The sequence below is a fragment of the Enterococcus sp. DIV1096b genome (genome assembly GCF_050498765.1).
Taxonomy (GTDB): Bacteria; Bacillota; Bacilli; order Lactobacillales; family Enterococcaceae; genus Enterococcus_D; species Enterococcus_D entomosocium.
The window spans coordinates 2,773,602-2,796,684 of record NZ_JBMHEK010000001.1 but is presented as its reverse complement, the minus strand read 5'-3'; the positions used below and the strand labels follow the sequence as shown (position 1 = coordinate 2,796,684).

Genomic DNA, 23,083 nt, shown 5'->3' with positions numbered 1-23,083 from the left:
TGTAAGCTTTCGCAGTCTTCGGTACAATAAACGAAAAGGAGTGAGCAGGATGAAAAAGTGGGGACGCATCATTTTGTTTGTTGGGTTCGCCTTTCTTTTCGGTGGCTGTACGAAATTACCGCAAGAACAGTTTGCCGAACAGTTGACGAATCAGCAAGCAACGAATGCTGGTGAATTCCAAGCGACGATCGATACCTTTGAGATAGGCAACAGCAGCGAATACGGTCAAGAAGCCGATAGGTATGCCTCTATGTTGATGTCACAGTTAGTCGGCTCGTCATTTAAAGGGGACTTCGTCCAAGACAAGGAAACCAAAGCGATTTTACTCAATCTGGCAGTCGCTTATGGGGGGCAGGAGCTGCCGATCAAGCTGATCGTCGATCCTGAAAAACAAGAAGCGTATGTGTCAGCTGAAATCTATGAAACACTGCAAGGGTATATCAGCGCATTTGGTGATGACAGTTATGGAACAACACCAGACGCTGGGGAATATGAGGGCAAGTACCTGCGCATCGATCAAGAAACCTTAGATTCTTACTTTGAAGGAACTTTTGCAGAGGACGACGAGGAGACAACCGAAGCAGAAAAAGCGCCTGAAAACCTCTTTACCATGAACAGTCTTTTTCATAATGAGACGTTTGCAGACTATTTGAAAACCTTCGAACCGGATGCTTTCAAAAGAGATGGAGATACGATCAGCCATACGTTTACCAAAGAAGAATTGGCAGATTATGCAACCTATGCCCAAGAACACGGTGCCGATCAAAAGCAAGTCGCCGAATTAGAAACGATGCTGGAAGAAGTCGAGCAGTTTGACTTAGCTATGACCGTCAATACGAAAACAAATCAGCAGAAAATGGCTTTTCACTTCGTGCAAGCGGATGAGCTGCAAACGACTATCGGAGCTACGGTGACTTTTACAGGAAAGAAAAGTGATACTGCCGTTGCGATCCCCACAGCGGAAGAATTGATTGACCCAGAAGAATTGTTTTCTCCCTATGATTATGGCTGGGATGACAGCTATGACGATGGGTATGAGAATGATTATGATGATGAGTACTGGGATAGCTATGATGAAGCCGATGATTGGTCTTCTTATATGCTGACGGATGAGGAGTTCGAGGAACTGCTACTGCAAATCAAGCAAGAGCTGCCTTATTTGACCCAAGCAGATATCGATGATTATCTGACATTTTATGAAGAGTATTTGACCCAAGAGCAGTATCAAGAGCTTGTCGAAGCACTCCAGATGACACAAAGTTTATGAGTCACTCAAAAGGGAAGCGACCGCCTAAGTTAGCCAAAAAGCTAACTTTAGGCGGTCGCTATTTTTTAGATTCGATTTTTTTTGCGGTTCATGACTAAGCGCAAAAGAACGGTTCCAACTGCCATCGTGGCGATTCCCGCTACAATGGCTTCAGGCACGCCTTGGGCGAAGATCACACCCAAAATCGCTGCGTAAACAGCATTGCCGGCTTTTCCCACAACCTCCGCATATTCTTGCTGGAACAAGAAGTAGATTAAGTTCATTACCAGGATCGTATTCGTCAAACCTCCGGCAACACCAGCAATCAGTAGCGAAAGACTTTGCTGTTTGTTTTTCCAGATTTTTTGACAGCCTTTATAAACAAAATAAGGAACGACACCAATCAAAATACGGGGAATCAGCGCTACGAGGATCGCTTTCCAACTTCCTTGATCACTCCCATAAATCGGTACGAAAGGAGAGAAGACAAAAGAAAGCGGGGTGATGATCCACGTCGAACGTACCATACTGATGATCCCAAAGGCACCGCCTAAAAAGCCGCCGATCCGAGGGCCCAATACAATGGAAGCAATGATGACAGGAATGTGCATCGTTGTCGCATTGATTGGTCCTAAGGGAATAAATCCAAGAAAGGGTACCGATGCTAAAAGAATCAAGATTCCTAAAAAGAAAGCTGTTAAGACAAGTTCAAAAGTTGATATTTTTTTCATTGTTAGACACTCCGTACTTCCAAAGCAGTCAATGCTTTTTCGAGAATCGTTTCTGTTGCTGCTAATGCGCCTCTGCCGAAATCACCGCAAGCCAGTAACGCTTCACGGGGTTCAATCTCTTGGAAGCCGACTTCTTTCAAAATCCCCAAATTTCTTTGAACAATCGGGTTTTCGTACATGACGGTATTCATGGCTGGTGCAATCAAGCGGGGCACGGATAACGGCAACGCTAAGGCAACTGTTGAGATCAAATCATCGGCTAACCCATGCGCCAGCTTGCCAATACTGTTAGCACTGGCTGGGGCGAGCAAGAAAAGATCGGCTTGTTTGGCTAGTTCAATATGATTGATCCGATCTGGTTGGCGCTCTTGCATAACATCCACATGGATCGGGCGTTTGGATAATGACTGTAGAGTCAAAGGCGTAATAAATTGTGTGCTATTTTGAGTCATTAAGACATCCACTGCATAGCCCTTTTTGGTTAATTCATTGGTTAGGTCGGCTGCTTTGTATGCAGAGATACTGCCGCTGACGCCAAGCAGAACGTGTTTTTGTTTCATGTTTCTTTCTCCTTTTCTAAAAAACATCTAGCTAAGCACGCAGGTCATTGCGTAATGTGTCAACGATCAAGGTTGCGATCTCAGCTTTTGTGCGGCCAGTCCCGATTTGTCCTTCTTGTGTCAAAAGGTGTCCGACATGCTGGTTTCCAGAAATTTGCGTCAAGTCGTTGGCCAACACATAATCCGCTTGGCTAGCCAGCAGACTTTTTCGTGCGACCGCAAACAACTCGGCTTCCGCTACGTCTACTAATAATTTGAATCCGACTAATAAGGTTGTCGGCTGTAATGCTTTGATGGTTTGGATCACTTTCGGGGTTTTCTTCAACACTAAAAACAAATGATCAGTATTGGAAGAAACTTTGCCTGCCGTTGATTCAGATTGTGAGAGCACGTGTGCCATCAATGCCGGAGTGACCTGGTTGTCATAAGCTGGTAGGGCATCGTTGATTGCTTCATAAAACGCTGCTTCTGAAAAATGAGCAGCAGGGGTGAAATCACTGACTGCCATACTGTGGATCACAGCAGCATACGAATGGGTCGTCAATAAATCGGTCAACTGCGTCAATAAGTCCGTGGTCCCTTCAATGAAATGACAGGTAACGCGTGGATCGGTCGGCGGTTGTTTGGCAGTTTTCGTCGTAACGTAATCGATGGCCACCTCAGGGTATTGCAGCCATTCCTTGGCAATGGCTTGACCAAGTGAGCCCGTGGAATGATTCGTGATTGCACGGACATCATCGATTTTTTCGGAAGTACCGCCAGCCGTAATCAAAATTCTCATTGCGCTTGTGACACCTCAACGATCGTCCGTCCTTGGTGCGTACCAGCTAATAAAGCTGCCAATGTTTCTGGCAAGTCTTCCAAAGTGATGGCTTTCGTGTAAAGCTGATCGATCACATTCCACTCACCCGCTAATTTCTCCCATAATGCCGAGCGGATCTCATGGGAAACATTGACCGAATCGATCCCAATTACGCGAATCCCACGCAAAATAAAGGGTAAGACAGTCGTTTCGATTTTGATCCCACCAGCATTGCCGCATAAGAAGGCACCGCCCCCATAAGCGATTTGCGGAAGCACTGCCGCAAGCAATGGACCGCCAACAGTATCGATGACCGCTGCAAACGATTGTTTTGCTAATGGTTTGCCCTTTTCGGGTACCACTTCATCCGGACGGACGATTTTCGCTGCGCCTAGGTCCAACAACCATTGCGCATCGGTTTTCCGAGATAGCGCCACTATATTTGTATAGCCCAGTTTTTTCAATAAAGCAATGCTGACACTGCCGACGCCACCGCTAGCACCTGTCACCAAAATAGCAGCGTCTTTTGCTAAGTGCAGCTGTTCTAATTCTTGCACCGCTAAAGCTGCTGTGAACCCAGCCGTGCCATAGGTCATACTGTCTTTTGCTGAAAAACCAGCAGAACGTTTCACGAGCCACTCGGCTGGGACCCGTTGAAATTGACTGTAACCGCCTGGGTGAGAAACCCCTAAGCCATAACCTGTCACTAAGACTTGGTCGCCTGGGGCAAAATCAGCAGACTGACTGTCCACGACTTCCCCTGCTAAATCGATTCCCGGCGTCATCGGATACGTGCGGATCACGCCGCCATTTTCTTTTGCTGCCAAGGCATCTTTGTAATTGACATCTGAGTAATCAACACGGACAAGCACATCGCCTGCTGGCAGCTCGTCAAGGGTTGCAGTTGTGAGTGAAGCAGTAAAATTTGGTTCATTCATGACACGAAAGGTAGAGAAATTCGTCATTTCAGACACTCCTTTGATGGTTTGTACTCATAATACCATAAGTTTTATTTTTTTAACCAGCGAAGCAAGAAAAGGTAGGTCTTCTTATCAAAAAATCAGCAAAAACAGATCATTATTAAATCTACCTTTTCTTCGTTAAAATAGAAGTTGTTCTTTTAAACCTTTGAAAAGCGAAAATGACGGGACCGCCACTCCTTTCCTTTATAATACAAGCGTTTAGCGTCACTCCTTTTTTTGATCAGAGAGAAAAGATTTCAAAAAAATGAAGAAAAAAGGCTTGTGTTTTTTGCAATTATTTGTATACTAGAAAAAGTGAAATTAAACATGAAGTTTACTTATAGCAAACTTTTTTATTTGAAGTTGTGTCAATCAAAGGGGGAATGAACATGGAGATTGGCGAGAAGCTGCGCAATTTGCGCGTTCAAAAGAATTTGACCCAAGAAGAATTAGGCGAGCGGACCGATTTGACGAAAGGCTATATCTCACAGTTGGAGCGTGATTTGAGTTCGCCTTCTATGGAAACTTTTTTTACGATCTTAGAAGTTTTAGGCGTGACACCAGAGGAATTTTTCCGAGAAGAAAATGCGCAGCATCAAGTGGTTTATCGCGAAGAAGACAGCACGCTTTATTATGATGAAGAAAATGGCTATGAATTGAAGTGGCTGATTCCCGATTCCAATGAAAAAGAAATGGAGCCAGTCTTGCTGACCTTTGATAAAGCGGGCGAATACAAGACCTTTGAACCATCGTTAGCAGAAACATTTATCTATGTCTTAGAGGGCAGTGTGGCCTTGACACTAGGAGAAACGCAGTACAAGGCTCGTAAAGGCCAATCGATTTATTATCAGGCGACTGAGCCGCATCAATTAAAAAATATTGCGGGCAAAAAAAGCCGTGTGCTTGTAGTCGTGACAGATTCTTATTTATAGTACAGGAGGAAAGAGTGTGGGAAAAACAATAATTTCATTCAACAATGTGGTGAAGCGATTTGATGATGATGAAACAGTTTTGAAAAAAGTGAGTTTTGATATTGAAGAAGGTCGCTTTTATACATTGTTAGGTCCTTCAGGTTGTGGAAAAACAACCATCTTACGCATCATTGCGGGTTTTTCGGACGCAACAGAAGGCGACGTTTATTTTGATGGACAAAGAATCAATGACGTTCCTGCCAATCAACGGCAAGTGAATACTGTCTTTCAAGATTACGCCTTATTCCCACATATGAACGTTTTTGAAAATGTGGCATTTGGTCTGCGAATCAAAAAATTACCAAAAGATGAAGTGAATAAAAAAGTCTTAGAAGCGTTGCGGCTAGTGCAGCTTCCTGGTTATGAGAATCGTGAAATCAGCGAAATGTCTGGAGGACAACGCCAACGGGTCGCAATCGCACGAGCGATCGTCAATGAACCCAAAGTATTGCTTCTTGATGAACCATTGTCCGCATTGGATTTGAAATTGCGAACTGACATGCAATACGAACTGCGGGAATTGCAGCAGCGACTAGGCATCACCTTTATTTTTGTCACCCATGACCAAGAAGAAGCGTTGGCGATGAGTGATGAGATTTTCGTTATGAACAAAGGGAAGATCGTCCAAAGCGGCACACCGGTGGATATCTACGATGAACCAATCAACCATTTTGTGGCGGATTTTGTCGGTGAAAGCAACATCGTCACAGGTACGATGATCGAAGACAACTTAGTGGAATTTGTCGGCAAGCAATTTGAATGTGTCGATGGCGGGATGCGGCCGAATGAAGCCGTTGAGATCGTGATCCGTCCAGAAGATTTGAATTTGACGACGGCGGAAAAAGGCAAGCTGGTCGTTGAAGTAGACACGCAATTGTTCCGAGGCGTGCATTACGAGATCATTTGTTACGACGAACAAGGCAACGAGTGGATGGTTCACTCTACAAGAAAAGCCACTGAAGGAAGCAAGATCGGTCTTTCCTTTGAACCAGAAGACATCCACGTCATGCGTTTCAATGAGTCCGAAGAAGATTTTGATGCTCGTTTAGAGAGCTACGAAGATTAGGAGGGAAAGCTAATGACGAAAATGCGTCGTTTTTATGCGATACCCTATGTCTTTTGGTTATTGCTATTTGTTATTGCACCAGTCTTATTGATCATCTACCAATCTTTTTTTGATATGAACGGCAACTTTTCGCTGGTCAATTATCAAAGCTACTTAGGTTCGGGAAAATATTTGATCATGACCTTAAACTCGGTTTGGTATGCCTTTTTGATCACCTTGATTACCTTAGTGATCAGCTACCCGACAGCGTATTTCTTAACTAAGCTGCGCCACAAAGATTTGTGGCTGCTGTTGATCATCTTACCAACGTGGGTCAACTTATTGTTAAAAGCCTATGCGTTTATTGGGATTTTCGGCATTCATGGCAGTGTCAACAACTTCCTAGAAATCATGGGGGTTGGACCAAAGCAGATTTTGTTTACTGACTTCAGCTTTTTGACGGTTGCCGTCTATATCGAACTGCCCTTTATGATCATGCCGATTTTTAATGCCTTAGAAGAAATGAATCCCTCTTTGATCAGTGCCAGTCGCGATCTAGGGGCAAACAGCTATGATACTTTCCGACGAGTGATTTTCCCTCTTTCGTTAAACGGGGTAAAAAGCGGCGTCCAAGCCGTCTTCATTCCATCGCTCTCCCTCTTCATGTTGACCCGTTTGATTGGGGGCAATCGCGTGATCACGCTTGGTACGGCGATCGAGCAGCACTTTCTCGTTACCCAAAATTGGGGCATGGGTTCGACCATCGGCGTCATTTTGATCATCGCCATGTTCCTCGTGATGTTGTTTACGGGAGAAAAGAAAAAAGGAGGGCAACGTAAATGAAAAAATTTCGCTGGTCGAATCTTTATCTGATCGTCGTCTTTATTCTTTTGTACGTGCCGATCTTTTATTTGATTTTCTATTCCTTCAATGAAGGAGGCACCATGAATGCTTTTACGGGTTTCACTTTTGAACATTACCAATCCGTCTTTCAAGATACCCGCTTGATGATCATCGTGTTGAACACCTTTATGCTGGCATTTTTATCAGCATTACTGGCAACGATCATTGGCACATTTGGTGCGATGGGCATCTACTATACCCGCAAGCGCCGAACGAGAACGGCCTTGTTGAGTTTGAATAATATTTTGCTGGTTTCACCAGATGTCATCATTGGCGCCAGTTTCTTGATTTTCTTTACGATGATCGGCAACTTGTTCCGTGGGTTTAGCTTAGGCTTTTTCAGCGTGTTGCTTTCGCATATCGCCTTTAGTATCCCGATCGTGGTATTGATGGTCTTGCCGAAATTGCAAGAGATGAACGATTCAATGATCGATGCTGCCCGTGATTTAGGCGCGAATAATTTTCAAGTCATCAAAAATATCATTTTGCCTTTCTTGACACCGGGCATCATCGCCGGCTATTTCATGGCCTTTACTTATTCACTTGATGATTTTGCCGTGACATTCTTTGTGACGGGCAATGGCTTTAGTACCTTATCAGTAGAGATCTATTCTAGAGCACGTCAAGGAATCAGTTTAGAAATCAATGCATTAAGCACACTTGTCTTCTTATTCTCCATGATTCTGGTGGTAGGCTATTACTTTATCAGTAAAGAAAACGGCTCGAAGAAATTACGTAAAAACCGCCGTGTGGAGGTGGCAAATCTGCGATGAAACGACTACAATCTCTGATTATCGGTATTGTTGCGATCGTCCTGATCTTGCTCTTTGGTGTCCGTGAATTGGAACGCACCTCTGGTATGGCAGGTGCTGAGGTCGTCAACATCTACAACTGGGGCGACTACATCGACCCTGATTTGATCAGTAAGTTTGAAGAAGAGACTGGCTACAAAGTCAATTATGAAACCTTTGACTCAAATGAAGCGATGTTCACGAAGATCCAACAAGGCGGTACGTCCTATGACATCGCCATACCGAGTGAATACATGATTGAGAAAATGATGGAACAAAATCTTTTAAAACCATTGGATCACAGCAAAATCAAAGGGCTAGACAATATCGACCCTCGCTTTTTAGACCTGAGTTTTGATCCGGGCAATCAATATTCGATCCCTTATTTCTGGGGAACACTGGGGATCGTCTATAACGATAAATTCTTTGATGAAGGTGAGATCACCCAATGGGACGATCTTTGGAAACCCGAATTAGCAAACAGCATCATGCTGATCGATGGCGCGCGTGAAGTAATGGGATTAGGTTTGGACAGCTTAGGCTATTCTCTAAACAGCAAAGACGATGATCAGCTGCAAGAGGCATTCAATAAGCTGCGGACCATGACCCCAAACATCAAAGCCATCGTCGCAGATGAAATCAAGATGTACATGGCCAATGAAGAAGCATCGGTTGCGGTCACATTTTCTGGGGAAGCAGCCGACATGATGTACGAAAACGAACACATTCATTATGTGATCCCTTCGGAAGGCTCCAACCTGTGGTTTGATAATATGGTCATTCCTAAGACCTCACAAAACGAAGCCGGTGCTTACGCCTTCTTGAACTTTATGCTAGAACCCGAGAATGCTGCACAAAACGCAGAATACATCGGCTATTCCACACCTAACCAAGAAGCCATGGCCTTACTGCCAGACGAGATCACCGAAGACGAACAATTCTACCCATCCGATGAATTGATGGAACACCTCGAAGTCTATGAAAACTTAGGTGCTGAGTATCTTGGCATCTATAATGATTTGTTCTTGGAATTGAAGATGTATCGGAAATAAGCAAACTGCCATTAAGCAGGGAATGAATCCTGTTTAATGGCAGTTTTTTAGTAATGAATAGTCTATTTCAGCACTATACGAATATAATCATCAAAAAATTAAGTGTCTATTGATCCAAATCATTGGTAAAATATCTTCATTCAAGTTCTATTCCGCAATACTGCTTCCTCCTCCCAAGTTGCCGGATTCAATGGATCGTTAGAAGCTGTTTTCTGGTTGATGAGCTCTTGATAGGTATTGCTTTTCTTTTCTAAATAAGCGACTCGTTTTTGCGCTTCTGTAAGTTTAACGAGCGCTTTTTCTTTTTGCGATTGAATGATGTCGGCTCTTTCTTTGATCGTCGAATCGCCAAGGAGGCAAAGCGAAATATAATGCTTAATGGCTTCTAAAGACATGCCTGTTTCGCGCAAATTCTTGATACCAGTTAACCAATTGATGGAAGTCTGATTAAAAACCCGTCTGTTGTTTTTGTCCCTGATCAAACTAGGAACCAAACCCATATCGGTATAATAGCGAATCGTGTGTTCAGACAATTCAGTGATCGTGGCTGCTTCTTTGATAGAGTAAATGTTGGTCACGCCTTTCATAATTTGCTGAAGTCAAGCAAGTCGTTTGAACGTATTAGTAAAAACTGTTGTAGATCATTTTCTTTTTATATCGCGTATTATAGCACAGATAATTTTGTGGAGAAAAGTAGCTTCCTATTTGAGAGCCTCAAAAAGACAAAAGGTGGAAGAAAAATGATTGTTAGAAACTCCTTGACTTCGAGTGACTCGAAGATGCTAAAGTTTAGCTAGCTTAACGAGTGCATAAGGTATCGATGAAGGAGGGAATTGTAATATGAAGAATAGAAAAATCAGAAGTTTAGCAGTTTCGCCAATCGGAATGGGGTGTATGGGGTTTTCTCACGGATATGGAAAGGTGCCAGAAGAAAAAGAGAGTATTGCATCTATTCGCAAAGCTTACGAATTTGGCTGTACATTTTTTGATACAGCAGAAGCTTATGGAAAAGAAATGTTTTATTCTGGACATAATGAGGAGTTGGTGGGTAAAGCACTGTCGCCTTTTCGAAACAAAGTTGTTCTTGCCACCAAGTATCATCTCGACGAAAAAGAAGTGAATGAAAGCACAACTCTTTACACAGCCATCCGTAACCATTTGATTGCTTCAATGGAAAAATTGCGCACCGATTATGTTGATCTCTATTATCTTCATCGAATCAATGAACAGCTTTCTTTAGAAGAAATAGCTGATGTGATGGGACGATTGATCAAAGAAGGTATGATCAGAGAATGGGGACTCTCACAAGTTTCCGTGGAGACACTTGCTAAAGCACATGGGATTACCCCCGTTGGTGCTGTGCAAAATCTCTATTCAATGGTTGAGCGTGATTGTGAGCGAGAGATTTTCCCCTATTGTCTTGAGAACGAGATCGCCGTCGTTCCTTTTTCACCAATCGCTAGTGGGTTTTTATCTGGAAAAGTCACACCAGATACATCCTTTGAAGGGGATGATGTTCGCAAATTCGTCCCTCAGCTGGCTAAAGAAAACCTCGTAGCCAATCAACCGATTTTAAATATGCTAGCAGAAGTCGCTCAAGCAAAGCAGGCGACAAATGCCCAAATTTCATTGGCGTGGATGCTTCACAAGTACCCGAATGCAGTGCCGATTCCTGGATCAAAAAATCGAGGCAGGATTTTGGAAAATCTAGCTGCTTGGGATGTACAGCTTACAGATACCGAGTTTCAAGTAATTGAAAACCAATTGAATCAAATACCTGTATATGGCCATCGAGGACATATCGAATCACAACAACAATCTTTCGGAAAACAGTGGGACAAACACTAAATTAAGAAAAAGTTGGAAAAGCAGACTGCATGACAAATGTAGTCTGTTTTTTTGCGTATAGTTCATTAACAGAAATTTTTGCCATCTTACTTCTCGCAATAAATGATTCTTGTTTCACCCACTAAAAAAGCTGATCAAAATATTGCGCGATGCTTAAAAAAGAATTATGATGTGCTTATCTATTATATCTATCAAGATCCTTTTATTGCTTGGAATTATACGAAGCAACGTGAAAAAATAGAAGGACGCTTTGTTCCTAAAGAACATTTTATAAATGCTTTTTTTCAATCAAGATATAACTTGATTAAAATGAAGGAATTGTATAAAGAAAATGTGACCGTTAATATTTTTATAAAAGATTTTCAAAATCGCCATTCTCATACGTTGATGGCAGTTGACAATGTATCGTTCGCTTTGCCATTAACATACACAAAGGAAGAATTGGAGGAGAAGCTCAATGACTGAGAAAGAAAAAGTAGAAACAATCATGATAAAATATCATCGAAACTTCTCGATCTTACAGAAAAAGGCAACGCCTAGCGAATTGAAAACAGTTTTAAACTTTGTTGCAGAAGAATCGAACCGTAAACAGCGAGTGCTTGTTGGCTTAGAGAAAGAAGAATAAGTGGTCAATGAAAAAATTTAGGTTTCTTAAGAATGACCATTGAACAAGTAAAATCCGAGATAAGAAGCAAGCGCTTCTTATCTTTTTTTTGTATCATTATGGCGGGCATGCAGTAAAGATAGGATCAAAATAGAATAAATTCACAAAAAGTGCTTGACCTAAAGTGAACTCTAGGTGGTATCTTTTTAGATAGAAGAAATGAGCAGCGATTGTTGAAACTCAAAAAATCACGATTTCCCTTTAGGATAACTTGCTATTTCTAGGTTTGACAGGAATTCTAAAAAGAGCGTCTAGCTCCGATGGCCACGTTTTTCATTCTAGAGAACGATCCACTCATTTCGATTTCGTGTCTTTTTCCTTGTGAGTAAACGCACGAATCATTCGAATATTTTTACAGGAGGTACGTACATGTTATTAGAAAAAATCAAAAGCCCCAAAGCGTTAAAAGAATTGACCAGTGGGCAACTTCAAGAACTGGTAGTAGAAGCACGAACTGCTTTATTGGAAAAAATCAGTCACCATGGGGGGCACAATGGCCCCAATCTGGGGATGGTTGAGATGACGATTGCGTTGCATAAAGTCTTTGATTCCCCCACAGATAAGCTGATTTTTGATGTGTCCCATCAGACCTATATCCATAAAATGTTGACGGGACGCGCCCATGCCTTTCTTGATGCTGCGCAGTATGATGCGGTTTCTGGTTACACGAATCCGAAAGAAAGCGAGCACGATCTCTTTACGGTCGGTCATACCTCCACGTCAGTTTCGTTGGCAAATGGTGTGGCGAAAGCCCGTGACCTAAAAAATGAAACGTATAACGTCGTTGCCGTGATTGGTGATGGTTCTCTATCAGGCGGGTTAGCGTTTGAAGGCTTGAACAATATCGTGGAATTAGGCACCAATACCATCGTGGTCCTCAACGACAATGACCAATCGATCGCAGAAAACCATGGGGGGATGTATCAGAATTTGCGAGTATTGCGGGAAACAAAGGGGCAAGCAGCAGACAATCTGTTCAAAGCGATTGGTTTTGAGTACCACTATTTGGATGAAGGAAATGACCTCGCTGCATTGATTGCTTTATTTGAAAAAGTGAAAGATGTTGATCATCCTGTTTTATTACACATTCATACGATCAAAGGCAAAGGCTTCAAGTTTGCGGAAGAAAATCGTGAAAAGTTTCATGCAGGCGGTCCCTTTCATTTAGAAACCGGCGAATATATTTCTACTGGCGGCAATCAAGTAACGTACAATAGCTTAACGACGGATTATTTATTAGAAAAAATGGCGTCAGATCCTAAAGTCGTGGCAGTAAACGCTGGTACACCGATGCTGCTTTTTTCTCCGGAACAAAGAGAAAAAGCAGGCAAACAATTTGTAGATGTAGGTATTGCAGAAGAACATGCGGTATCGATGGTTGCTGGGTTAGCAAAAAATGGAGCAAAACCTGTCTGGGCCGTTTTTTCTACCTTTATGCAACGTAGTTTTGATCAAATTTCCCATGATTTGGCCTTAAATCATCTGCCTGGAACGATTCTGGTATATGGTGCATCGATTCACGGCATGAATGACGAGAGCCATTTGGGAATTTTTGATATTCCATTTTTGGCACATATTCCCAACCTTATTTATCTTGCGCCAACCTCTAAAGAAGAATATCTGGCAATGTTGGATTGGTCGCTGGAACAAACCAACGCACCAGTTGCGATCCGGGTACCGGTTGGACCTGTCAACGAAATGGCAGTGACAGTCTCTACTGACTACAGTGATCAAAAAAATGAAGTGACTCAAGCTGGCACGCAGGTAGCCATCGTCGGTGTCGGAAACTTTTATGCGCTAGCGGAAGAGATCGCAGAACAATTGAAAATGCAACATGGAATTACGCCAACGGTGATCAATCCTAAGTTTATTTCAGAGGTCGACAAAGAGTTGCTGGATGCTGTGGCACGATCGCACAAACTCGTTGTCACGTTGGAAGACGGCATACGAGAGGGCGGCTATGGACAAATGATTGCCAGCTATCTTGGTGATCGTGAGATTGCCGTCAAAAACTATGGCTTAGAAAAGAAATTTTATGATAATTACCGGGCAGCAGACGTTTTATCTGAACTTGGTATCACTGCTGAGGCAATTACGAAAGACGTTATGGAACAGTTACAGCAATCAATTCACTAAGGCGTTTTTGAGTAATTACAGTCGATTTATGAAAAGAAGGAAACCTAGCAGAAAACATACTGCAAGGTTTCCTTTTTTTAGACAAACATAAATGAGTTCCAGCAATCGCCATAGAAACCTAGCAAAATACAGAAGACCAATGCTTTTCAAGCATAAAGCCCAAGCGCGTTAAGCATTGGTCAACGAGGTTAATCTAGCGAATAATAAGGTAGTGAAAGGATCACTTTGTCATCTTGGACTATTGGGTTCAGATACAAGGAAGAAAAGGTGTTTTTAAGGAAAGGGGTATTTATGAAATTTTTTTCTATGAAGTTGCTGGCACTACTATCGGTGGCAATGGTCGTCTATTCGGCACCGGCGATTTCTGCCAATGTTCCAGCGATTGCGGCAAGCTTTCCAGAAGTTGAAGCGGTCTACATTGGGTTACTGACCACAATTCCGTCATTGTTTCTTTTACTGGGGATTTTTACTACCAGCATGATCGAAAAAAGGATCGGCAAAAAATACACGATGGTCACCGGCTTGGTCATTGTGGCAGTTTTTGGCACGCTGCCGGCATGGTATCAGGGGAGCTTTCCCGTCTTGTTTCTTTCTCGAGGGATTCTTGGCTTCGGGATCGGCTTATTCAATCGTTTGGCGATTCAAATGATTAGTTTGCTGTTTCAAAATGAGCCGCAAAAGAAAGCCAAAGCCCTTGGATTAGAAAGTGCCGTCGGTGGTTTAGGTGGTATCTTTATGACTTTGCTGGTTGGGCAGCTAGTGAAAATCAGTTGGGAAATGTCCTTCTTGGTTTATGGCTTTGCCCTGATCAGTCTCTTCTTTGTCCAGCTATTTATTCCAAACGAAACACAGGCTGTGACTAATGAGATGTTATTGGCGAACGTCACGGTTTCAAAAGAACGGAAACAGCGATCATTCATTCTGGGTGTGCTCTTGTTTCTAATCGTTGTCTTGTTTATCAATTACAATTTACAGATCACACCATTGTTATTGGAAAAAGGAATCGGGGACGCCACCGAAGGCAGTAACATGATCGCCGCCATTGCGACGGGGGCATTTATCGCCGGCAATGCCTTTGGCTTGATATACAGTCGCCTACATCGCTGGTTGCTGCCCATTGCGGCATTGCTTGCAGGAAGCAGCATCTATTTGACCTATCCCTTGCAGACGGTGGGGCTACTCTTGGGTTGTTCTTTACTATTAGGTTTTGCCTTTCGTAGCATCATGCCATTTTTCACTCACTTACTGACAACTGGTGGTGAAGCAGAAGCTAAGTTTGGCACGATCGTTTCGATCGTTGCTTACAATTTAGGGGTCACGTTAGCACCTTATGCATCACGCTTGCTGATACTAGTCAGTGGCAATGAAACAGCAGGGATGCAGATGATCTTATCAGGGGGCATGCTATGTCTGATTGGTATGATCGCCCTTTTAGGAAATAAATTCTTTTTGTATTTTGAACGAGGGTAGGCATACGCTGGCGTGCTCCACGCTTTTTCGTCTTCAATTCATCACCTTCATTGCTTTTAATAGAAAGAAACGTGAATGAATGGGACGTGTAAAACTAACAGCAGCAATCAGAGGGGAGAACCAGATGTATCTTTTTCAAAAAATTGAAGAAGCAGCGTTTAAACAAAATGACGCGAGACGAACGATCGGTGACTTTTTATTAAGCAATCGAGAAAAAGTTAGTGAGTATAGCATGGAAGAAATCGCAAAACTGACCCATACTTCCAAGCCGACGCTGGTCCGTTTTGCAAAATATTTTGGCTTTTCTGGTTGGAAAGAATTTGTATATGCCTTCATGCACGAATTGGCTCATTTTGATGATGGCTCAGCAACGATCGATGTGAACATTCCTTTTGGTGAGGCGGCAGATACATTAGAAATCATTGAAAACTTGGCGAACTTGCGCATACAGACGATTAAAGAAACAGCTTCACTTATGACAGTGAAAGACCTGAATCAAGCCGCTCGGCTCATCAATGGAGCTCAAACCATCGTCATCTATGGGCGCAGTCCAAATTCTTATTTCGGACAGCTGTTTAAACGCAACTTAAACACGATCCATAAAAAAGCCTTTCTTGCAGATGCGGATGAATCTGGCTTGATTTCTAATACGCTGACCCCACAGGATTGTGCCATTCTTATCTCTTATTCTGGTAATAATTCAGAAACGTATCCTATGAAAAATGTGAAAACATTGTTGAAAAATGGTGTGCCGATTATCAGTATTACGAGTGGTGGAGAGAACTATTTGCGGGACTATTCGACGATCGTCTTAACGATTGCTAGCCGAGAAAAACTGTATTCTAAAATCGGAAATTTTTCCACAGAAGAATCGATTCAATTCCTTTTGACAGTTTTGTTTGCTAAGATTTTTTCCCTCGATTATCAGGAAAATATCCAAATGAAAATCACCAATGCTCGTTTTTTAGAGACGAGCCGAAAAACGACGTTTAAAGAGATGGCAGAAGAATAAAAGGACCACACCAAAAACGGTGTGGTCCTTTTTCCCTATTCTAAATTGTTGAAAGTGGTTAATTTCAATTCAATCGGCTCACCGGCAGCGACAAGACGAATCCGCTTTGGATTGACGATCCGATCGTACAAAGCTTCAGGATCCCCATTAAAGGCATCGATATGCGGAGCATCCACTGTACCCCAGTGGGAGAGGATCAAGTCAGCATGAGGATAGGTATTTGCCAGTTTCACGGCGTTTTCAAAGCCGATATGCCAAGCATTGTCGTTAAAGTCGAACAAGATCGCATCTGGTTGAGGCATCTCTAATTGCTCTGGTAAAAGACGAGAATCGCCAGGAATCCATAAGGAACCATCCGGGGTATCGATCCAAAAGCCGCAATAGTCCTCAATTTGGAAGACACGGTCAAATTTTGTCGTCTCATTTTGCCAAAGGTGATACGCCTTTGTTAAAGAAATCTCCAAATTTTTAACGGTGAATGAATCATAGATTTCGTGACCTTGGGCAGCAACTTGAAAGTGCTCTTGCATAAGTTCGGCGACATACTTGGGTCCATGAAAGCTGTCGGTAACAGAAACTAGTTTGTCAATTGTCGGAATGCTGTAATGATCGTTATCCGAATGGGTGATCAATACCGCATCTAAGTGAGGAACTGCCGACGGTTTGGTTGGCAGATCGATCAGTAACGGCAGGTCAAATCCTTCTAGGACCGGATCGACCATGATACAAGTACCACGGCTGTTTAGAAGAATACCAGAGTTTCCTAACCAGCGAATGATCGTTTGATCTGTTTTTTGAAAAGCGTCTTCATGAAAAAAAATCGTTTTTGGAGGCATTGCTTGTTTCGCATTTGTCATTTTCCGTCGTTCCCTTCGCCTGTTTTTTATAAAGCCAACGCAAAATAGCCGTTCATAACCGGTAGATCAAATCGGTGATTCAATAAGGATTGCTTCAATGGTTGGGGGAAGAAGCAGTGGTTTGATCCGTTGTTGCGGGATCATCGGGGTGTTCTTTTTGGTTGGTAGATCCATTACGTTTAAAAGCCTATTATGATCGCAGTAAATCAAAAGTAACACAATCATCTAGTAAATTATATCATTGTTTCTAGTGGCTTCGTCAAGGCGATGTTTGGTCTTTTAATGGAATAAATTTCGAAAAAAGAGCGGTATTTAATGAAAAGGTGAAATCCATTTCGACTTTAGGAAAATGTATTGGAACCGCTATCTAAAAATGGTACATTGCTGGCAGAAAGAACAGTATGTTTTACCGGTGAGCACATACAACATAGATTTTCTTTGAAATTTATCTAGGGGTGGAATGTATGAGTGGAAATTATCAATCATTAGCAAAAAAAATCGTCCAGTATCTGGGGGGACAAGAAAATATCACGGATGCCTATCATTGTCAAACACGATTACGCTTTAAAGTCAAAGATGAAAAGCGGATAGATCAAGGAGAACTAGAGGCACTCGATGGGGTTGCCAAATACATCAATAACGCAGGGGTACATCAAGTCGTGATTGGAACACATGTCAAAGATGTCTATGAAGAAGTCACAAAATTGGTTTCGCTTCAATCATCAGGGGCGTCGGAACCTGGGGAGAAAAAAGGACCGGCAGCTGCAGTGATCGATTTTGTGGCAGGAACGTTTCAACCAATTATTCCGGCATTGTCCGGTGCTGGAATGGTTAAGGCAGTTTTGGCTTTGTTGATTGTCTTTGATGTGATCACCGCTGATTCGCAAACCTATTACATGCTGAATCTTTTTGCAGATGGTGTTTTCTTCTTCTTACCAATGATCCTGGCCTTCACTGTGGCACAAAAATTGCGATGCAATCCGATTTTAGCCGCTTCAGTGGCTGCTATGATGATGCATCCTAATTGGGGTGCCTTGGTCACAGCAGGCGAACCCGTTCACTTTTTTGGGGTTATTCCTTTTACATTAGCAAACTATACGGGATCAGTCATTCCGATCCTGATCGTGATTTTTTTCCAATCGTATGTCGAAAAGTTTTTGAACAAAGTGATTCCAAAATCAGTAGAACTGGTTTTTGTTCCAATGCTAACATTCTTGATAATGGGTACATTAGCCTTCTCGCTATTTGGACCGATCGGTAGTATCTTGGGTGGCTATTTGGCAACTTTCTTTACCTTCTTAAGTGTCCATGCTAGCTGGGTACCAGCGGTTTTGATTGGGGGCTTTTTACCAATCATGGTGATGTTTGGATTGCACAATGGGATTGCTCCTTTAGGGGTGATGCAAATGGCAGAACTTGGGTATGACAGTATTTTTGGTCCAGGGGCATTGGTCTCAAACATTGCTCAAGCAACCGCAGTAGCAGTTGTTGCGTTGCGTACGAAAGAGAAAAAAACTAAGCAGTTGGCGGTATCAGGGGCGATTACTGCCTACATGGGGATTACCGAACCCGCTTTATATGGCATCAATTTGCCCAAAAAATATCCGTTGGTTGCGGCAATGATTGGTGGGGCTTCTGGTGGTTTGTATGCTGGCTTGACCAATACGCATCGCTTTGCGACCGGTTCGTCTGGTCTCCCAGCAGTCTTACTATATATCGGTGATGATACGATGCGCTATTTTTGGAACATCATTCTCGCATTGGTGATTGCTGCTGTGGTGAGTGCGGTCGTTACCTATGCCTTAAGTTTCAAATATGAAACAAAAGTGACAATTGATGTTCCGGAGATGAAAGCAGTAGTCTTAGAAGATACCCAATTGATCAATCCTGTACCAGGAAATGTGATTCCACTGAATCAAGTCAAAGATGACGCATTTGCTTCTGAAGCACTCGGAAAAGGATTTGCGGTCGATGAACCCATCGGTGAAGTCATTGCGCCGTTTGATGGAAAAGTCGCTGCTGTTTTTCCTACCAAACACGCGATTGGCTTGGTTTCAGACACCGGAATTGAATTGTTGATCCATGTCGGTTTAGACACAGTGGAACTAAATGGTCAGTATTTTGATGCGTTAGTAGAAGCAGAGCAAAAAGTTACAAAAGGGCAGCGATTGCTGACGTTTGATGTGCAGCAGATAAAAGCTGCAGGATATCTCACACAAGTACCAATCATCGTTACCAATACACCACAATATACCACAGTCGAACTTGTGAAAGAAGGATTGGTAGCTAAAGAAGAGGAAGTACTTGTAGTCAAAGTCTAGGAGGAAATAACATGGGATTGTCAGATGATTTTTTATGGGGTGGTGCAACGGCTGCCAATCAAGCAGAAGGTGGCGTATTAGCAGGAGGACGTGGCTTATCAAATGTCGACCTCTTACCAATTGGTCCTGATCGCGCAAAGGTCGCTGCGGGTGAACTGGAAATGTTGGAATGGCAGGAAGATTCTTTTTATCCAGCCCAAACGGCCATTGATATGTACCACCATTATATGGAAGATATTGCCCTTTTTGCCGAAATGGGTTTTAACGTGTACCGGATGTCACTTTCTTGGTCACGGATTTTTCCAAATGGCAATGACGAAGAGCCCAACGAAGAAGGATTGCTTTTTTATGAGAAAATCTTCAAAGAATTGAGAAAACATCAAATCGAGCCATTAGTCACGATTGCCCACTTCGATGTTCCGCTGCATTTGATCAAGGAATTTGGGGGCTGGAAAAATCGCCGCCTCATTGATTTCTATGTGACCTATGCGGAAACCGTCTTCCAGCGCTATCGCGGGTTGGTCAAATATTGGCTGACAATCAATGAAATCAATATTTTGCTGCATCAGCCCTTTGTAGGTGGCGGGATCGTCTTTAAAGAAGGGGACAATCGTCAAGAAATCAAATACCAAGCAGCGCATCACCAGTTAGTCGCCAGTGCCTTAGCAACCCAAAAGGCTCATGAGATCGATCCGACCAATCAAGTTGGTTGTATGCTGGCTGGTGGCAGTCATTATCCTTATACTTGCCGACCTGAAGATTACCAAGAAGCAATCAATCGTGATCGCGAAGGCTATTTCTTTATCGATGTGCAAGCCCGAGGCAAATACCCCAATTATGCCTTGAAAAAATTTGAACGAGAAGGCTTAACGATCAAAATAACACCTGAGGACGAGGCGATTTTAGCGGCTTCGCCGGTTGATTTTGTCAGTTTTTCTTATTACTGTTCGCGAACGGTCAGTGCCCATTCAGAAGACTATGCGCAAGCGACAGGGAATCTCTTTCCATCAATTAAAAATGAACATCTACCATCGACTGAGTGGGGGTGGCAGATTGATCCGTTAGGACTGAGAAATTCATTGAATCAATTGTATGATCGCTATCAAAAACCGTTGTTTATCGTAGAAAATGGGTTAGGGGCGATCGATACCCCTGATGAGAATGGGTTTGTCGCAGACGATTATCGAATCGACTATTTAAAAAAACATATTCAAGCCTTTAAAGATGCGGTGACGATCGATGGTGTGGAACTACTTGGTTATACTACTTGGGGTTGTATTGATCTTGTAGCAGCCAGCACCGGTCAAATGAGTAAACGCTACGGCTTTATCTACGTGGATCGAGACGATCAAGGCAAGGGCACCTTGAAACGAACCAAGAAAAAATCCTTTGAGTGGTATAAAAAAGTGATCGCTTCAAATGGGGAAGTTTTATAATATACAAAAAGAATGACACGAGAAAATGTGTCATTCTTTTTGTATTGTGTCATGTAATTTCAGGATAGAGAAGCAGGAACTCTTTTTTTACACGAGCCAATGGTGGACGCTTTTCATCTGCTTGCTATTTTTTTCCTGCAAAATGTGTAAAACGGACAAACTGATTTTGGGCTTCTTCTTGTAAAAACTCTTTAGGTGTCAGCTGAAATTCTTGTTTGAAGCAGCGTAAAAAATGGGTATAGGAGTTGAAGCCGCAAGCTTCGAAGGTGGCGGTGGCGCTTCTGGTTTTACGTAAAATTTCTTTGCTCTTTAAGAGTCGTTTCTTGACGACATAGGCATGAAAGGCGACGCCAGTTTCTTTTTTGAAGGTCCGAGAAAGCGAGTATGGACTCATGAAAAGGGCTTTGGCGACGGTCTCTAAGGAGAGATCAGCGGTCAAATGCTGATTGATATAGGTAATGGCAGCCAAAATATCTTTATTTTTATAGAGTGAGTCGGATAAAAACAGCGGTTCTTTTTCCTGATAGGCAATCGTATTGATGGAAATCAAAAACGCAATCAAATGATTTTGATAAAGTAAGTCGGCACCATAATTGCTATCCATTTTTTTGCGCAAAGGTCGCAGTAGCCGGTCTAGTTGGTCAGCATCGATCGATAAAATACGACTGTTGATGCCGCCGTTGCTACGAAAACAGGCAGTGAGATCTGTTTGGGTAGTGGAGAGGGCAGCGAGATAACTAGGATTGATATACAGGTAGGTTCGCTCGAAAAAATCAGAAGTTTGATGGACGATTCGATGCAAGACGTTTGGAGGAATCAAGATGATCGTACCAGGTTCTAGAGGGAATTCTCCGCCATCGATAAAGAAGACCGCTGATCCTTTTAAGGTACAGTGAATCTCATAAAAACTATGGTAATGATAAAGGGTATTGTTTTCTTCTACGATGTCTCTGATATGAAAGGCCTCAAAGCGATCGTTGATCATCGTATCCGCACTTTGCTTCTCCATGAGTGGCTCCTTTCGTACTCGGTTGTTTTCATCATACAAGAATAGATAGTAAAGTGTCAATAACTGCTATTTTTATGCAAATGTAAGCGTGTTACGATCAATCTATCAAAGAGAAATGAGAGGATGAACCCAATGGTGATTTTAGAACAGTTATTTGTGGAAAAACGTGTCGTAGAAGAAAAAATTGATCGCATGATCGAAAATTTAACGACGATCAAGGATGACAATGGTGAATTTCTATTAGACTTTGACGGCTTGATCGTTGATGATAAAAGCTGGGGGATTTGGAACTGGCCGCAAGGGGTGGGACTATACGGCATTTATAAAAACTACCAAATCACCAAAAATCCCAAAGCGCTCCAAGTTGTGGAAGAATGGTTTGAGCAGCGGATGTTAGAAGGCGCGCCGCCTAAAAATGTCAACACGATGGCGCCGCTTTTGGCAATGGCGTATCTTTATGAAGACACCAAGGATTCTCGTTACTTGTCGTACCTTGAACAATGGGCGGAATGGGTCATGCATGATATGCCGCGAACCGATGAAAATGGTCTGCAGCATGCGACCTATGGACCAGAAAATCGCAACCAGCTTTGGGACGATACCTTGATGATGACCGCTTTGCCTTTGGCGAAAATTGGCATGTTGCTGAATCGTCCGGCTTATATCGAAGAAGCAAAACAACAATTTATGATCCATATCAAATACTTAGTGGATAAAAAAACTGGGCTTTGGTTCCACGGCTGGACCTTTGAAGAACGCCACAATTATGCACAAGCGCTTTGGGCAAGAGGCAACTGCTGGATCACCATTGCGATTCCTGAGATCATTGAAATTCTCGACTTGCGAGAAGGAGATGCGTTACGTAGCTTCTTGATCAATACCCTCTTAGACCAACTAACTGCCTTGCAAGAAATGCAAGATGAAAGTGGCCTGTGGCACACCTTGTTAGACGATCCTAGCTCGTATGTGGAGGCTTCCGCGACGGCTGGTTTTGCCTATGGGATTTTAAAAGCCGTTCATAAGCGTTACATTGACAAAGCTTGGGAAGATGTTGCCTATAAAGCGTTAGCCGGTTTGATCGAACAAGTCGCAGAAGATGGAGAAGTCCAAAATGTTTCCATCGGCACTGGAATGGGAGAAGACTTGGAGTACTACAAAAACATTGCGATTACGGCGATGCCTTACGGGCAATCACTGACAGTCTTAGCATTTACTGAACTATTGGTTTCATTTTGTTAAGTTAAACACCTTACGCAATAAAGAGAGG

General features: G+C 42.8%; 22 protein-coding genes. 15 read left to right on the top strand and 7 right to left on the bottom strand.

The genetic code is table 11. The annotated features are described in order from the left end of the window. Window positions 1–49 precede the first annotated feature (49 nt). Complete coding sequence (locus IGJ17_RS13115) at window positions 50–1,267, top strand: hypothetical protein (protein WP_101699301.1); 1,218 nt, start codon at window positions 50–52, stop codon at window positions 1,265–1,267. A gap of 65 nt (window positions 1,268–1,332) precedes the next feature. Here the strand turns inward: IGJ17_RS13115 and IGJ17_RS13110 are convergent, their stop codons facing one another. From IGJ17_RS13110 to IGJ17_RS13095, 4 genes are read right to left on the bottom strand one after another with little or no spacing between them, the layout of a single operon-like run. Then, window positions 1,333–1,977: an ECF transporter S component gene (locus IGJ17_RS13110; RefSeq protein WP_005228527.1), complete on the bottom strand. Its 645-nt coding sequence runs from the start codon at window positions 1,975–1,977 to the stop codon at window positions 1,333–1,335. Window positions 1,978–1,979: 2 nt separating this feature from the next. Further along, a complete protein-coding gene (coaC, locus tag IGJ17_RS13105; RefSeq protein ID WP_008380717.1) occupies window positions 1,980–2,537 on the bottom strand; it encodes a phosphopantothenoylcysteine decarboxylase in 558 nt (185 codons plus the stop codon). A gap of 31 nt (window positions 2,538–2,568) precedes the next feature. Beyond that, window positions 2,569–3,318, bottom strand: coding sequence for a phosphopantothenate--cysteine ligase (gene coaB, locus IGJ17_RS13100; RefSeq protein ID WP_087664694.1), 750 nt, complete (start codon window positions 3,316–3,318; stop codon window positions 2,569–2,571). Next, window positions 3,315–4,304 carry an acryloyl-CoA reductase gene (locus tag IGJ17_RS13095; protein ID WP_429961499.1) on the bottom strand — a complete coding sequence of 330 codons (990 nt, stop codon included), beginning with the start codon at window positions 4,302–4,304 and terminating at the stop codon, window positions 3,315–3,317. Before IGJ17_RS13095 ends, coaB begins: the two co-directional genes overlap by 4 nt. A gap of 386 nt (window positions 4,305–4,690) precedes the next feature. Here IGJ17_RS13095 and IGJ17_RS13090 point away from each other — a divergent pair, with 386 nt between their 5' ends. The 5 genes from IGJ17_RS13090 to IGJ17_RS13070 are packed head-to-tail and all read left to right on the top strand — an operon-like array spanning window position 4,691 to window position 9,063. Then, entirely contained in the window at window positions 4,691–5,233 is a 543-nt protein-coding gene (locus tag IGJ17_RS13090) for a helix-turn-helix domain-containing protein (RefSeq protein ID WP_015510239.1), read from the top strand. Between the two features lie 16 nt (window positions 5,234–5,249). Beyond that, a complete protein-coding gene (locus tag IGJ17_RS13085; RefSeq protein WP_005228533.1) occupies window positions 5,250–6,338 on the top strand; it encodes an ABC transporter ATP-binding protein in 1,089 nt (362 codons plus the stop codon). Window positions 6,339–6,350: 12 nt separating this feature from the next. After that, window positions 6,351–7,160 (top strand): ABC transporter permease, encoded by an 810-nt coding sequence (locus tag IGJ17_RS13080; protein WP_005234157.1) that lies wholly within the window; start codon window positions 6,351–6,353, stop codon window positions 7,158–7,160. Then, window positions 7,157–7,993 (top strand): ABC transporter permease, encoded by an 837-nt coding sequence (locus IGJ17_RS13075; protein WP_087664696.1) that lies wholly within the window; start codon window positions 7,157–7,159, stop codon window positions 7,991–7,993. Before IGJ17_RS13080 ends, IGJ17_RS13075 begins: the two co-directional genes overlap by 4 nt. Further along, window positions 7,990–9,063 carry an ABC transporter substrate-binding protein gene (locus IGJ17_RS13070; protein WP_005234158.1) on the top strand — a complete coding sequence of 358 codons (1,074 nt, stop codon included), beginning with the start codon at window positions 7,990–7,992 and terminating at the stop codon, window positions 9,061–9,063. Before IGJ17_RS13075 ends, IGJ17_RS13070 begins: the two co-directional genes overlap by 4 nt. Window positions 9,064–9,203: 140 nt before the next feature. Here the strand turns inward: IGJ17_RS13070 and IGJ17_RS13065 are convergent, their stop codons facing one another. After that, window positions 9,204–9,650 carry a MerR family transcriptional regulator gene (locus IGJ17_RS13065; RefSeq protein ID WP_016612709.1) on the bottom strand — a complete coding sequence of 149 codons (447 nt, stop codon included), beginning with the start codon at window positions 9,648–9,650 and terminating at the stop codon, window positions 9,204–9,206. A 253-nt stretch (window positions 9,651–9,903) separates the two neighbouring features. On the opposite strand from IGJ17_RS13065, the gene IGJ17_RS13060 reads away from it, so the two are divergent. From IGJ17_RS13060 to IGJ17_RS13035, 6 genes are all read left to right on the top strand, one after another. Next, window positions 9,904–10,911, top strand: a complete 1,008-nt coding sequence (locus IGJ17_RS13060; protein WP_429961498.1) for an aldo/keto reductase — start codon at window positions 9,904–9,906, stop codon at window positions 10,909–10,911. A gap of 171 nt (window positions 10,912–11,082) precedes the next feature. Continuing rightward, window positions 11,083–11,376, top strand: a complete 294-nt coding sequence (locus IGJ17_RS13055) for a zeta toxin family protein (protein WP_231472762.1) — start codon at window positions 11,083–11,085, stop codon at window positions 11,374–11,376. Next, window positions 11,369–11,536 (top strand): hypothetical protein, encoded by a 168-nt coding sequence (locus IGJ17_RS13050; RefSeq protein WP_005234163.1) that lies wholly within the window; start codon window positions 11,369–11,371, stop codon window positions 11,534–11,536. Before IGJ17_RS13055 ends, IGJ17_RS13050 begins: the two co-directional genes overlap by 8 nt. Window positions 11,537–11,944: 408 nt before the next feature. Further along, window positions 11,945–13,711 carry a 1-deoxy-D-xylulose-5-phosphate synthase gene (locus IGJ17_RS13045; protein ID WP_429961497.1) on the top strand — a complete coding sequence of 589 codons (1,767 nt, stop codon included), beginning with the start codon at window positions 11,945–11,947 and terminating at the stop codon, window positions 13,709–13,711. A 291-nt stretch (window positions 13,712–14,002) separates the two neighbouring features. Continuing rightward, complete coding sequence (locus IGJ17_RS13040; RefSeq protein WP_086291856.1) at window positions 14,003–15,181, top strand: MFS transporter; 1,179 nt, start codon at window positions 14,003–14,005, stop codon at window positions 15,179–15,181. Window positions 15,182–15,305: 124 nt separating this feature from the next. After that, window positions 15,306–16,193, top strand: a complete 888-nt coding sequence (locus IGJ17_RS13035; protein WP_242596050.1) for a MurR/RpiR family transcriptional regulator — start codon at window positions 15,306–15,308, stop codon at window positions 16,191–16,193. Window positions 16,194–16,228: 35 nt separating this feature from the next. Here IGJ17_RS13035 and IGJ17_RS13030 read toward each other — a convergent pair whose 3' ends face one another. Beyond that, window positions 16,229–17,050 (bottom strand): MBL fold metallo-hydrolase, encoded by an 822-nt coding sequence (locus IGJ17_RS13030; RefSeq protein ID WP_429961496.1) that lies wholly within the window; start codon window positions 17,048–17,050, stop codon window positions 16,229–16,231. A 464-nt stretch (window positions 17,051–17,514) separates the two neighbouring features. Here IGJ17_RS13030 and IGJ17_RS13025 point away from each other — a divergent pair, with 464 nt between their 5' ends. Together IGJ17_RS13025 and IGJ17_RS13020 are read left to right on the top strand one after the other, a co-directional pair. Continuing rightward, window positions 17,515–19,371: a beta-glucoside-specific PTS transporter subunit IIABC gene (locus tag IGJ17_RS13025; protein ID WP_429961495.1), complete on the top strand. Its 1,857-nt coding sequence runs from the start codon at window positions 17,515–17,517 to the stop codon at window positions 19,369–19,371. Between the two features lie 11 nt (window positions 19,372–19,382). Continuing rightward, a complete protein-coding gene (locus IGJ17_RS13020; RefSeq protein ID WP_086291860.1) occupies window positions 19,383–20,807 on the top strand; it encodes a 6-phospho-beta-glucosidase in 1,425 nt (474 codons plus the stop codon). A gap of 124 nt (window positions 20,808–20,931) precedes the next feature. Here the strand turns inward: IGJ17_RS13020 and IGJ17_RS13015 are convergent, their stop codons facing one another. Further along, window positions 20,932–21,816: a helix-turn-helix domain-containing protein gene (locus IGJ17_RS13015; RefSeq protein ID WP_429961494.1), complete on the bottom strand. Its 885-nt coding sequence runs from the start codon at window positions 21,814–21,816 to the stop codon at window positions 20,932–20,934. A gap of 132 nt (window positions 21,817–21,948) precedes the next feature. On the opposite strand from IGJ17_RS13015, the gene IGJ17_RS13010 reads away from it, so the two are divergent. Next, window positions 21,949–23,055, top strand: a complete 1,107-nt coding sequence (locus tag IGJ17_RS13010) for a glycoside hydrolase family 88/105 protein (protein ID WP_429961493.1) — start codon at window positions 21,949–21,951, stop codon at window positions 23,053–23,055. Window positions 23,056–23,083: the final 28 nt, after the last annotated feature.